Annotated in this window: 9 protein-coding genes; 3 read left to right on the forward strand and 6 right to left on the reverse strand. The window is 43.2% G+C overall.

Features of this window, described 5'->3' with window-relative positions:
- Nucleotide 1: 1 nt before the first annotated feature.
- Nucleotides 2-895, forward strand: a complete 894-nt coding sequence (locus JMY00_RS01635) for a glycosyltransferase family 2 protein (RefSeq protein WP_201578879.1) — start codon at nucleotides 2-4, stop codon at nucleotides 893-895.
- A gap of 110 nt (nucleotides 896-1,005) precedes the next feature.
- Here JMY00_RS01635 and fdxA read toward each other — a convergent pair whose 3' ends face one another.
- A complete protein-coding gene (gene fdxA / locus JMY00_RS01640; protein WP_010195798.1) occupies nucleotides 1,006-1,329 on the reverse strand; it encodes a ferredoxin FdxA in 324 nt (107 codons plus the stop codon).
- A gap of 97 nt (nucleotides 1,330-1,426) precedes the next feature.
- Nucleotides 1,427-4,534 carry a DNA mismatch repair protein MutS gene (gene mutS / locus JMY00_RS01645; RefSeq protein WP_201578880.1) on the reverse strand — a complete coding sequence of 1,036 codons (3,108 nt, stop codon included), beginning with the start codon at nucleotides 4,532-4,534 and terminating at the stop codon, nucleotides 1,427-1,429.
- 461 nt (nucleotides 4,535-4,995) lie between these two features.
- Between mutS and secA the strand changes: the two genes are divergently transcribed.
- Both secA and JMY00_RS01655 read left to right on the forward strand, forming a co-directional pair.
- A complete protein-coding gene (secA, locus tag JMY00_RS01650) occupies nucleotides 4,996-7,797 on the forward strand; it encodes a preprotein translocase subunit SecA (RefSeq protein WP_201578881.1) in 2,802 nt (933 codons plus the stop codon).
- 240 nt (nucleotides 7,798-8,037) lie between these two features.
- Nucleotides 8,038-8,571: a hypothetical protein gene (locus JMY00_RS01655; RefSeq protein ID WP_201578882.1), complete on the forward strand. Its 534-nt coding sequence runs from the start codon at nucleotides 8,038-8,040 to the stop codon at nucleotides 8,569-8,571.
- Nucleotides 8,572-8,695: 124 nt separating this feature from the next.
- Here JMY00_RS01655 and JMY00_RS01660 read toward each other — a convergent pair whose 3' ends face one another.
- The 4 genes from JMY00_RS01660 to JMY00_RS01675 all read right to left on the reverse strand — a co-directional run bounded on the left by JMY00_RS01660 (nucleotide 8,696) and on the right by JMY00_RS01675 (nucleotide 13,387).
- Complete coding sequence (locus JMY00_RS01660) at nucleotides 8,696-9,262, reverse strand: DUF2382 domain-containing protein (protein WP_201578883.1); 567 nt, start codon at nucleotides 9,260-9,262, stop codon at nucleotides 8,696-8,698.
- A gap of 246 nt (nucleotides 9,263-9,508) precedes the next feature.
- Nucleotides 9,509-10,357 carry a PRC and DUF2382 domain-containing protein gene (locus JMY00_RS01665; protein WP_201578884.1) on the reverse strand — a complete coding sequence of 283 codons (849 nt, stop codon included), beginning with the start codon at nucleotides 10,355-10,357 and terminating at the stop codon, nucleotides 9,509-9,511.
- Nucleotides 10,358-10,755: 398 nt separating this feature from the next.
- Nucleotides 10,756-11,937 carry a thiolase family protein gene (locus JMY00_RS01670; RefSeq protein ID WP_201578885.1) on the reverse strand — a complete coding sequence of 394 codons (1,182 nt, stop codon included), beginning with the start codon at nucleotides 11,935-11,937 and terminating at the stop codon, nucleotides 10,756-10,758.
- Nucleotides 11,938-12,046: 109 nt separating this feature from the next.
- Nucleotides 12,047-13,387, reverse strand: a complete 1,341-nt coding sequence (locus JMY00_RS01675; RefSeq protein ID WP_101205523.1) for a homoserine dehydrogenase — start codon at nucleotides 13,385-13,387, stop codon at nucleotides 12,047-12,049.
- Nucleotides 13,388-13,748 lie beyond the last annotated feature (361 nt).

The following is a 13,748-nucleotide window of genomic DNA, read 5'->3' on the forward strand; positions in this document are numbered from 1 at the left end:
CATGACCGAAAAGAATCTAGCAGTAGTCATTGTGACGTATAATCGTTTGCAGCTTTTGACGCGATGTTTGCAAAAATTAGAAAAACAGACGTACGCGATTGATAATCTGATAGTCGTTAATAATGCTTCGACCGATGCAGTAACCGCAGATTTTTTAGATAGTTACACAGGAAGTTTACCGCTTACAGTCATTCATAATGAGATAAATACTGGGGGAGCAGGTGGGTTTCATACGGGTATAAAACAGGCTCACCAGTTGGGTTATGAGTGGATATTTATCATGGATGATGATGTATTTGCTGATTCTCATTGTATAGAGCAGCTGATGGCAGTGGATCAACCTTGTATGATTGCAGTACGAGAGTATAAAGATGGGCAGCTGGTCGAAAGAGCAGCCATAGAGTACAACTTATCTAACCCTTTTTATTTGAATCCTAAAAGACAGGCAATATGTGATAAGTATAAAAATAGAAATGATATGCCAGCGACTATAGAGGTGGATAACGTGGCCTTTGAGGGTTTTATGATTAAACGTGAGGTCATTGATATCATAGGATATCCTGAAGCCAAGTATTTTATATTTTATGATGATGTGGATTATGCTTTACGAGCAAGAAGAGCTGGCTACTCTATTAAAGCAGTTAGAGATGCTAAGCTAATTAGACAGCTCCCTTTTGATCAGCAGAGTGCTATAAATTCGTGGAAAGCATTCTACATGTTTCGCAATCTTTTTTATATTCACTTCAAGTTTGGTGAAAATATTTTTGTTCGAAACAAACCTTATTTATTAGCGATAGGTTCAATGATGGTCTATGGTATCAGGCTAAGAAACTGGAAAGTTGTAAAAGAAATTATGAGAGCTCTAAAGTGTGCTGTACATTTTACTGAAAAATAGGTGTTAGCAAGTTTGTCAGTATTCATAAAAAAACCACCTAATCGCTTATTGCCATTAGGTGTTTTTTTCACGATTCAATATAAATGTACTGAGCCGTTTTAGAGAAGTTATCATTTCTCTAAATACTGAATCTTACCTTCCACACCATCCCACTTTTCAGCTTCTGGCATTTGACCTTTCATCTCAGTGATGTTCGGCCATTTTTGCGCTAGCTCTTCGTTTAGCTGAGTAAACATCTCTTGGTCTTTCGGCACCTCATCTTCTGAGAAGATCGCATTGGCCGGACATTCAGGCTCGCATAGTGCGCAATCGATACACTCATCAGGATCGATGACAAGGAAGTTTGGGCCTTCATAAAAGCAGTCCACAGGACAGACTTCTACACAGTCGGTGTATTTGCAAAGAATGCAGTTATCTGTAACGACAAAGGTCATAGTAATGTCTACCTGTTATTGATTTGGCTTTTGGCTAAATAGAATAGTCGAAAATAAAGCGTATTTTAGCGCCTTTACTACGATTTGACAATTCCCTTTAATGACTAATGATTTTCTTCAAATGATAGATCAAATCATGCGCTTGCTTGGGGGTCAGGCTATCAGGATCAATCATGCTCAGCTCGTCTTCTATGCTAAACAACTGATTTTGCTTTAGATTACCCGCTATATTTGGTGATTGTATAGCGTAACTACTTTGTGGTTCTAGAACAACATCATTGTTAGATTCCCACTGTTTATCCGTTACTGACTTAGCTAAGTCATTTTTATCATCAATGATTTCTTGATTATTCGCTTTTAGGCCATCTAGATGTAAGTGATTTATCAAATAGCGCTTGGCATCATCCAAGACCTGAGTGGGAATACCTGCCATCTTCGCGACATGTAGTCCAAAGCTAGAGCTTGCAGCGCCATCTTTGATCTGATGAAGGAGAAGTAACTGACCATCAATTTCACTGGCGGCGACGTGGACATTACGAATCTCGTCACTTGTCTGTCCCAATTGCGTCAGCTCAAAATAATGAGTGGCAAATAATGTCAGGCAGCCAATATCAACTAGACGGTTGACACAGGCGTGAGCGATTGCCAAACCATCAGTGGTAGCGGTGCCGCGTCCGACCTCGTCCATTAATACCAGTGATTTGTTCGTTGCTTGGTTTAAAATATTGGCCGTCTCAATCATCTCAACCATAAAGGTAGATTTGCCACCAGCTAAATCATCCGCGGAGCCTATACGGGTAAATATCCGATCTATGTCACCAATATGTGCATGCTCTGCGGGTACAAAACTCCCGCAATGAGCAAGCAAAACAATCAGCGCCGTTTGACGCATATAGGTAGACTTACCACCCATATTAGGGCCAGTAATTAAGAGTAATCTTTCAGGATGTCCTTCATCAGCATTGGCACTACCCAGCACGCAGTCATTGGCGACAAAATGGTTTGTACTTAATGAATTACCGTTCCGATTGTTCGCGTTCGCTTGATTTAAGGCCGCTTCGACCACGATATGACGACCTTGGCGGATATTAATATGGGTCTGATTTTTGACTATAGATTTATTTTGGTTTTCTGAAGCTCCTCCCATAACTGGGCGTTGCCAATGATAAATCGTCGCAAGCTGCGCCCAATTACTCAGGACATCGATTTGGGCGATAGCCGCGCTAAACTGTTGTAGTTCAGCCAAATGTTGGTTCAATTGATTTAGCAGCTCTTGATACAGCTGCTTTTCACGAGCCAACGCTAAGGACTGGGCACTTAGATATTCTGTCTCGACTTCCTTTAGCTCATCAGTGATAAAGCGCTCACTACTCTTGAGCGTTTGCCGACGAATCAAGTGGGCAGGGGCATTTTTTGCTTGCATCTTGGGCAATTCAAAGTAAAAGCCACTGACTTTATTAAACCCTACTTTTAGACTAGGTAGTTGGTTGTCCTGACGGGCTCGCTCTACCATTTCGTCCAATGTCACTTGAATATTGTCATGGAGATGAGTGAGGCGGTCGAACTCGTCATCATAGCCCGCTGCCAACATACCACCATCACGGATATGTGCAGGTGGCTCAATGACAATAGCGCGCTCGATTAACTCAGCCACCGCTTGAACGGCTGGCAGTTGAGCGGGCAATTGCTGCATCAACATCGGCAATAGACCAGCGTCTTCATGGCTGATACCCGATGTTGTCAATAGAGTAGTCAGCTGTGCGCTGCTAGCGATACCATCGGCAAGCTTACGTAAGTCACGAGGTTTGGCACTCATTAGCCCGATTCGACTACTGATTCGTTCAATATCGCCAATAGTATTCAGCGTTTCTCGTAAACGTGTAACCAGTAAGCTATCTTTTACATCTCGGTTTGATTCAATTGAGTCACTCTCTGGGCTTAGCAAGTAAGTTATCGCATCTAGACGCATATTGATACGTGAATGCTGACGCAGTGGACGTTTCATTTGCTGCACGAGTAAACGCTTGCCCATCGGAGTCTGACAATGATTCAGCACAGATATTAAAGAAGTGCCGTTGCTACTAACAGGGGTAAATAGCTCGAGATTTTGCTGGCTATTGGCATCGATAATCAAATAGTCATCGCTGTACTCAACAATGAGTTGGTTGACTTGAGGCACGTGGCGTTGCTGAGTTTGACGCGCATAGTGGATAAGCGCAGCACAACTGGTTTGTGCAAGTGGAGCCTCATGAATGCCCAACCCATCGAGACGCTGGACTTCGAACTGCTGACAAAGCGTGTCACTGGCATGCTCACGATGAAAATCATTGGCAGCGACTTCTATAATAGGGCAGTCCATATTTTGTCGTAACCACAGTAGCCACTCTGTATCATTGCTTCCAATGCTGTCGCCAACGCTATCAATAAGCGCTTCACTAATGATACATTCACTAGGCGCAAAACGTGCTAATACAGTAAGCATTTGAGTTTGCAGACCATCTATATCGTTTTTATCTGCTATTAATGTCTGGGTAGTCAGTGTACCTGCAGCCAAATCCATCTGGCTAACGGCTGCTTGTAAAGTCTGGCTATGGTCTTGCGTTTTCATAGTCGCTATATCGATGGCAACCACAGTCGGCGTATGATTAGGTGCAATCAATGCGTCATCGGTGATGGTCCCAGCTGTAAGTGTTTTGACCACTTCGCGGCGCATGATGCTACCAGCAGCAGATTTATTTTTGTCTTTCTTTTGCTTGTCGCCCATCGCAGGGACATTGGACTTATTGCTAGCACTGCCACTGCCAGTTGTCGATTCGTCAATTTGTTCGCATACGACTACTGTCTGACCAGCAGCGATCAAGCGTGCCATATAGCTATCGGCTGCATGGAAGGGCACGCCCGCCATGGCTATCGTGTTACCTGCTTTATCCGTACCACGGCGCGTCAATGTGATATCCAATATCTGTGCCGCACGCTTAGCATCATCAAAGAACAGCTCATAGAAGTCACCCATCCGGTACAAGAGCAATGCTTGTGGATAGTTGGCTTTCATGGTTAGATATTGCACCATCATCGGCGTATGGTCTGCTAGGTTATAGACGGCATCGCCTATACTTAAGCAGTCAGAGTTTTCTTGTTTTGATAAGGGTTTTTCTGATGAAGTAGGAGTTGACGACTGATTTTGTACAGATGGCTTTACGGTCATGCAGAGTCTCTTATAGTGCTTTAATGAGTGGTAATGAGTATTTTATGATAGGGGTGCTAAAGGGTGATTTGTCTTATATACGAGCTTGATAGATAGCTTTGAGTTTTGGCTTTATCAATAAGCCAGTCACTTGTAGATAAAGGGCTCCACGACAAACTTTGAGCCAAGACGTAGCGATAGCAAGCGTATAAAAATCAAAATGTGGAAAATAATAAAGTTGCTGAAAAAGCTAAGAAATTTAACAAGGTATTCGCTATTTTAACACGTCCTACTAGGTTTTTACTGTGGCAAATATCTACTCGTTGCCCTTGTATCCATCAGCGTCATAACCATATATAATGACGGCACACTTAATTGGGCGATACTAAATTAGGTAGTACTTAGTCGGGTGATGACAAGGCAGAGAGCTAAGCTTTGGCTAATGCGCACTAATTATCGAATATTCCATAGGTCAAAAAATTATGTTATCAAAGATTATAGGCAGTGTGGTTGGCACCAAAAATGACCGCGAATTAAAACGCATGCGTAAAGTGGTCAGCAAGATCAACGCACGAGAGGCTGAAATACAAGCCCTGTCTGATGAGCAACTACAACAAAAAACTGAAGAATTTAAAGCCAGACATCAAAAAGGCGAAAGCTTAGATGCATTATTGCCAGAAGCCTTTGCTGTCTGCCGCGAAGCATCATTGCGTGTCAACGGCATGCGTCACTATGACGTGCAGCTGATCGGCGGTATCACCTTGCACGAAGGTAAAATCGCTGAGATGAAAACTGGTGAAGGCAAAACCCTAATGGGAACCTTGGCCATGTACTTAAATGCGATCAGTGGTAAAGGGGTTCATCTAGTCACGGTCAACGATTATTTGGCTGCGCGTGATGCTGAGCTAAACCGTCCGTTGTTTGGTTTTTTGGGTATGACTGTTGGCGTGATTTACTCACAGCAGCCACCACAAGAAAAAATCGAAGCTTATCAAGCCGACATTACCTATGGTACCAATAACGAGTACGGCTTCGATTATCTGCGCGATAACATGGTCTTTAGTCTTGCTGAGAAAAAACAGCGCCCGCTAAACTTTTGTATTATCGATGAAATTGATTCGATCTTGATTGATGAGGCTCGTACGCCGCTTATTATTTCGGGTCAAGCTGAAGATTCATCACGCATGTATGCGCTGATTAATACGATTATTCCTGTGCTGATTCGTTCAAAAGACGAAGAAGCAAATAAGAATAACGAAGAAGAAGACTTTTGGATTGATGAAAAGAACCGCCAGATTGAGATCAGCGAAAAAGGCTACGAGAAAATCGAGCGCTTCTTAATCGAAGTCGGTGAGCTGGGTGAAAACGAAAGCTTATATAGCCCAAGTCGTCTGCCACTTCTGGCTCACGTTCAAGCGGCCATCCGTGCGCATCACGTATTTGTCAAAAACGTTCACTATATCGTCGATGAAGGCGAAGTGGTCATCGTTGATGAAAATACTGGCCGTACCATGCCTGGTCGTCGCTGGTCAGAAGGCTTGCATCAAGCAGTCGAGGCGAAAGAAAACGTTGAGATTCAAGCAGAAAACCAAACGCTTGCAACCACGACATTCCAGAACTATTTCCGTCTATATGACAAATTATCTGGTATGACAGGTACCGCTGATACCGAAGCTGCCGAGTTCAAATCTACTTACGATCTAGATGTCATTGTCATTCCAACGCATGAGCCGATTGCTCGTATCGATATGGATGACCAGATTTTCTTAACCAAGTTAGGCAAATACAAAGGCATCATTCGCGAAATTAAAGAAATTCAAGCCAAGGGCGCGCCTGTACTGGTTGGTACAGCGACGATTGAGGCCAGTGAAGAGTTGTCTTACTTGCTTGACCAAGAAGGTGTTAAGCATAACGTTCTAAACGCCAAGCAGCATGAGCGTGAAGCAGAAATTATTGCACAGGCAGGTAGTCCAAAGTCAGTCACGATCGCCACCAACATGGCAGGCCGTGGTACGGATATTATCCTTGGTGGTAACTGGCAGTCGTTTATTGAAGATATCGATGCGGTGAGTCCAGAGGAGATGCAGCGTCTAAAATCTCAATGGCAAGTCAAACATGACCAAGTCGTAGCAGCTGGTGGTTTGCATATCATTGGCTCTGAGCGCCATGAGTCACGTCGTATCGATAACCAGTTACGTGGTCGTGCTGGTCGTCAGGGTGATCCTGGTATGTCACGCTTTTTCCTATCGCTCGAAGATGATCTTATGCGTATCTTCGCAGGCGATCGCGTGGTCAATATGATGCGTGCGATGGGCCTCAAAGAAGATGAAGCCATCGAACATAAAATGGTCTCTAAATCGATCGAAAACGCGCAAGGTAAAGTTGAGAGTCGCGATTTTGATGCCCGTAAAAATCTATTGAAATACGATGATGTTGCCAATGAGCAGCGTAAAGTTATCTATGGTCAGCGTGATGATTTATTAGCAGAAATGGACTTATTAGAAGCCATCGAAGTGATGCATCATGAAGTGTATAACGCGATGATCAATCAGTTTATTCCACCTGGCTCTATTGATGATCAGTGGAATATTGACGGCTTAGAGGACGAGTTAGAAGACGAGTTCAAAATCTCGATGCCGATTAACGATTGGCTAGATGAGGATCGTCGTCTAGATGAAGAAGGTCTGCGTGAGAAAATCGTTCAAACAGCGATAGATCGTTATCACAGTCGCCGTGAGCAGATGGGTGAAAAAGACGCCGCTCAGCTTGAGCGTCATTTCATGCTACAGAGTCTAGATAAGCATTGGAAAGAGCATTTAACTCAGATGGATCAGCTACGTAAAGGGATTCATTTACGTGGTTATGCACAGAAAAACCCTGAGCAGGAATATAAGCGTGAGTCGTTTGAATTGTTCCAAATGATGCTTGGTGCGATTAAGTCTGAGACTGTACAAGACTTATCACGTGTTCATATCCCAACCAAGGAAGAACTAGAAGCATTAGAAATTCAGCAACGTGAGAACGCTGCCCATATGCAAATGCAGTTTGAGCATGACGATATAGATAACTTGGATAGCAATGCGAGTGGTTCAGCTGCTCAGCCGCAACCACAAAGCCGCAATCTAAACAGCGGTGCTGCGGCAGCTGGCGTTGGTGCTGCTATCGCAGGTAACGGTAGTAATGCTAATGAACCAAACCCATATGCAGGCATGAATATCAGTCGTAATGCAGCGTGTCCTTGTGGCTCAGGTCTTAAGTACAAGCAGTGTCATGGTAAAATCTAGTCGTTAGTCATAATAATTTAATAGCTATGTATTGAAAGGCTGTTAAAGCAAGCCTTCATCTGAAAAGCCCTTATCTTAAGTAGATAGGGGCTTTTTTATATCTGTTAGATAACTCATGCAAACTTAAAACTTGCTAGACTAAGACCAACAAACACTTTGTATTGATTACTTACAAATTCAGCATAGGCGTGAATTTATGGACACGCTATAGTGTTTAACATATTTATTTGGGAGAGTGTCATGAGTGTAGAATTCTTAAAAAAAGTACGCAGCTCAGTAGTTTTATCAGGTTTGTTGGCTGGTGCCTTGACGGTCAGTGCTTGTCAGCAACAGTCAGAGCCAGAGTCGGGCATGGAAGACGGTGCTAATACAGAAGAGTCTGTTCCAATGTCAGCGGAGCCTGCTGAACCTAGTGATGTCGTCGTCGATACCGAAGACGCTTCACTTAACGAAGTAGAAGGTGATACCACTGCTTCAGTAAACAGCGGTGTGATGCAAATGTCATATCTATGTACACCTGAATTGAAAGTTGAGGCGACTTATAAAGAAGATGCCAATCAAGTTGTTGTCGCAACCGATATGGGTACAGTAACGTTGAACCAAACCAATGAAGGTAGTAATCCTGAAGTGTTTGAAGTGGCGACCGCAATTGATGGTGGTCAAGGATTCACACAGTGGCGTGTAGGGCATGAAGCTCGTAAAACTGGCGTCATGCGTACTGCGGGTGCAGATGAGTCAAATGTTAATACATTCGAGTGTAATGAAGCCTCATAGTTGGTCTTCAATACTGAGTAAGTGATAGGCATCAAAAAAGCAACGCTAAGATAGCGTTGCTTTTTTATGTTGTGACATAATCTCTATCAATCATACAAGTTCGTAGTGGTTAAACTATCAACGCTTATTTTAACGGAGTTGTATCAGAACCATGAGCCAACAGACCTTCTTCAGTCACATCTAACTCTTCATGCTTGAGCTCTACTTGAATGCTATCAGTATGCACATGGGTGCTTTTGTTAATTTCGATATCTTGAATAGCGTAGGTGTCTTTGGTAATAGTAGCCACTTGGCGAGATAGCACAATATCAATCGGTGCATCGCCAATCTCTATTTGCTTACCATTAATGGTCACTACGGCTTTGCTATCCAAAGAAGGCTCGACGTGGCGCAATATGTCTTTTTCATCGTAGTTACCAGAGAGTAAATCTTGGCTCTCTGCGTCATGGTACTCAGTACGAATGGTGATGTATTCTTCTACCAACTCGATTGGCACTTCGACAGTTTTAGTACGTGAATGCTTGGTGACGGTTACTTTACCCACATCCAAGCGTTCTTTGTTAATCACAGGGCGTTCTTCTAATAGCTCTAAGTGTCCAACATTGACGGTATTATTTGCTTGCTTCGTTGAGATATTTTGTTCTTTGTCCAAGTTATCTTGGTAAAGGCTGTTTCCATTTTCAGTAGTCATTGTTATTCCTTTATAATTATAAAATGATGAATTTCTAATAATTTAAAACATATATGTTAATTAACCACATATATTAAGTAGCTACATTGAATACTATAAACCATTCACTCATGTTATGAATACAAAAAAGACCAGAGACATGCTCTGATCTTAATGGCTAAACAGATGAGCTTAGCTACTTGTTACTATCATAGTTTAATGACGATATAGGAAACTTACATTATTAAACTATGACGTATTAGCATATTACATGCCACGAGCATGGCGTACATCTTCTGCTGTGATACCATCACGGTCTACTAAGTTGCCTTCACGGTCAACCACGTTGCCGTCGCCATCAACATCTAGCTCTTCGCGTTGAATGGTCTCAATCAAAGTCTCAGTGTGATGGTCGGTCGTCTTACCGACATTTACTTCTTCAGAAACATAGGTCTCTTTGCTAACACGAGCACGTTCAGCTTGCAGTTCGACTTCAACTGTTTCGGTAGCATCGAGGTCACCAATGCGACGGTCGGTTGGACGATCTACACTAGTACGTTGGATATTGGCATGCTCTTCTTCTAGATCTACATCGACATTACGTTCTTCAGTGACAACATGCTTACCTACTTTTACTAACCCAGCAACGATACGGTCTTTGTTGACTGTCAGACGCTCTTCTAATAGCTCTAGCGTATTTGGTGCGTCGTAAGAGTGATCTGCAATATCAACGCGATCTTCTACAGGGAGTGTATCAGCAGTAAATGCTTGACGATCTCTTTCGTACTGCTCTTTATAGCTGTACTGGTAATCGTGATCGTATACTTCCATGGCTTCTACTTGTGTTTTGGTCAAGCTATCAAAGAAGACATCATCACCAACGATACGGGCTAAACCTGCTGGTACCAGTACTTCTTTTGAACTAAACCAGCCGCCTGCATCTACGATTAAGTAACGAATACGACCAGTAGTGTCTTCTACTAAGGCACCTTCGATTTTACCGATTTTTTCTTCATTGATACCGTAAGCAGTTTTGTGCGTTGGGTCATAATAGTCATCACCAATTAAGTCTTGATGAGTAGCTTGAATATCTTTTAAACGAATTAGTTGACTCATTGTTATATTCCTTTTTTGCGAGTTTATTTTTTATAATGTAATGGTTGGTGTTGTTATTAGTTTTTAGTAAAACCATATCTATTACAGTTAACGGTAAACCAAGTGAATAGCTTCCCTATCAACTTGTAGCTATCCTAGCACCGTGATTTTTGATGAGATATATGAGCAAGGTAGCAAAATGTGCACTTGCAGTAATTGCGTGTAATAGGCTGTAAGTGGCATAACATAGTAGGGGGTAGAAGTTAACGAGACTTTACACAGAGTAATATTCAACATTCATCGAAAGAAAGCAGACACAAAAAAACCGCATTACCATTAGCAATGCGGTTTCCCGATAACGAATGTCTATCAAAATATTATTTAGCTAACTTACTTTAAGTCAGTTAGACCTGCTTTATTTAAGCAAGTTCAATAGCAACGGCTACCGCTTCACCACCACCAATACATAGCGTTGCGATACCTTTTTTGCCGCCAGTACGTTTTAGAGAGTTGATAAGTGTAATTAGAATACGAGCACCTGAACAACCTACTGGATGACCAAGGGCACATGCACCGCCTTCGATATTTACTTTAGCATGGTCAAGTTTTAACTCGTCCATCGCAGCCATAGTAACCATCGCAAAGGCTTCGTTAATTTCCCACAGATCTACATCATCTACTGACCAGCCAGCACCTGCTAATACTTTTTCGATGGCACCGATTGGCGCAATAGTAAATTCGCTTGGGTGACGTGAGTTTGAGGCAGTAGCAACAATGCGAGCTTGATAATCAAGTCCTTCGGCTTTCGCTTGAGACTCTTTCATAACGACAACAGCTGCAGCACCGTCTGAGATTGAGCTAGCGTTTGCGGCAGTAATCGTACCGTCTTTAGCAAATGCTGGGCGCAAAGTAGGGATACGATCAGCATTAGCAAGGGCAGGTTGCTCATCGGTATCAACAGTTTGCTCGCCTTTGCGCGTTGCAAACGTAACAGGCTCGATCTCATCTTTAAAGTGGTTGTCTTTGATAGCAGTCAGCGCACGGTTTAATGACTCAATAGCAAACTCATCCATTTGCTCGCGTGTATAGCCTTTTTCATCAGCCATTTCTTGAGCAAACATACCCATAAGCTTACCAGTATCGGCATCTTCTAGACCATCTAAGAACATATGATCTTTGACTTCTTTATGACCCATACGATAGCCGCCACGTGAACCTGGCATGATATACGGTGCATTCGTCATTGACTCCATGCCACCCGCAACAGCGACGTTGAAGCTGCCCGCTTTGATACCCTCGTGTGCTTGCATGACGGCTTTTAGGCCTGAACCACAAAGCTTATTGATCGTGACAGCACCAGTCGCATCCGGTAGACCTGCTTTACGCATGGCTTGACGAGCAGGGCCTTGACCTAGACCTGCCGTTAAGATACAACCCATAATGACTTCATCAACACTGTCAGCGCTAACACCTGAGCGTTCGACAGCAGCTTTGATAGCGGCGGCGCCCAGCTCGGTAGCACTCATATCTTTTAGGGCGCCTTGGAAGCCGCCCATTGGTGTACGTGCGCCGTTTAGAATTACAATTGCATCATTTGACATCGTTATTATTCCTTGTTGTGTGTTTTGATTAAGTATCTACCAAGAAATCAGATGCCGATTGGCTAGCTTTTGCTTATATTATAAGCATCTGTCTTCTTCAGTATGTGGTTTATGCTAGCTCATCTAATCGTATGCGTACTACTTTATCAGTAATGGTCTCTAACTTTTCAATTTTTTCGATAGCAAGATTCATCTGACTCTCGACCACAGGTAGCGTCAGAATAATCACCGGCACTTGACCTACTTTATGTGCTGGCTTTTGCAGGATTGCATCGATGTTGATACCAGCATCACTTAGGATGCGTGTGATATCTGCCAATACACCTGGGCTATCATAGGCATGCACACGCAAATAGTATCCAGTTACCATCTGATCGGCACGCAATATAGGCGTGTCTGATAGCTGGTCAGGGATAAATGCTAAATGCGGGACATGATGTCCAGTGTTGCTCTGATCGTCGCGGTCTTTGCTACCCAGTACACGAACCAAATCCATGACGTCGGCCATCACTGCAGAAGCGGTTGCACCAGCACCAGCACCATCGCCGCAATAGAGCGTCTGACCAAGTGGATGTGAGTTGACCAGTACTGCGTTTTTCACACCATTGACGTTAGCCAATAGCGCATCTTGTGGAATAAGTGTTGGATGTACGCGTAGCTCAACCCCTGCGTCACCATCGTTTTCGCTATCGCGGCGTACGGCAAACCCTAAATGCTTGATACGGTAGCCAAGCTCTTCGGCATAGTTCACGTCTTGTAGAGTAATGCCAGTGATGCCTTCACAGTAGACTTTATCAAACTGTAGCGGAATACCAAAAGCGATAGAGGCGAGTAGCGCCAATTTATGAGCGGCATCAATACCTTCAACATCGAAAGTAGGATCTGCTTCTGCATAACCTAGCTCTTGCGCTTCGCTCAATACGTCAGCAAAAGGACGACCCTTATCACGCATTTCGGTCATGATAAAGTTACCAGTACCATTAATGATACCCGCGAGCCAGTCGATTTTGTTAGCAGCAAGTGCTTCACGCATTACCTTGATAATGGGAATACCGCCTGCTACCGCTGCTTCATAAGCAACATGCACATTGTTTTCTTCAGCGAAAGCAAAAATCTCATTACCGTGTTCAGCGAGTAGAGCCTTGTTTGCCGTAACCACATGCTTGCCGTTTTTAATGGCCTGCATAATGACGTCTTTGGCTAAGGTGGTACCACCAATCACTTCGATAACAATATCGACGTTATCGCTTGCGGCAATTGCCATCAGATCGCTGTTTTGCATGATATTGGTATCAATATCATCACGCTGACGACGCGTACCGACTTCGGTAATAATAATGTCGCGTCCGCTACGGCGTTTTAGCTCATTTAAATTGTCATTGATCAGATTGATCACGCCCGTTCCGACGGTGCCCAGACCAAGTATCGCTAGTTTGATGGAATTACTCACAGTATCCTCAAGAGGTTAAATACAATGAAGTCAGTATAAGCGGTGACAGTGTCAAATGAGTCTGCGACATCAAACAGAATGTCTGTGCGCATTGTCTAGTACTGCCTGCCTATCTACTTCATCATAGTTGAATAAAAAAAGCTCAAATAAAAAGGGTGTTGCTCATTTTGCATCGCGCTTTATCGTATCATACCGACAAGGCATTGTGACGTCTATACAATCTCATAAAAGCCAATGTTCTGAAGGTTCATGTCATAAAGGCTAAGATTATAAAGACAACATCATCAAGGTTATATCAGCTGACGATTATAAAAAAGCGGTAGCTTCAATCTTGTTTGGCATATGTATATGTTATTTATGC

Origin of the sequence: Psychrobacter sp. Pi2-52 (assembly GCF_904846705.1) — a bacterium.
In the GTDB taxonomy this organism is placed as follows: Bacteria; Pseudomonadota; Gammaproteobacteria; order Pseudomonadales; family Moraxellaceae; genus Psychrobacter.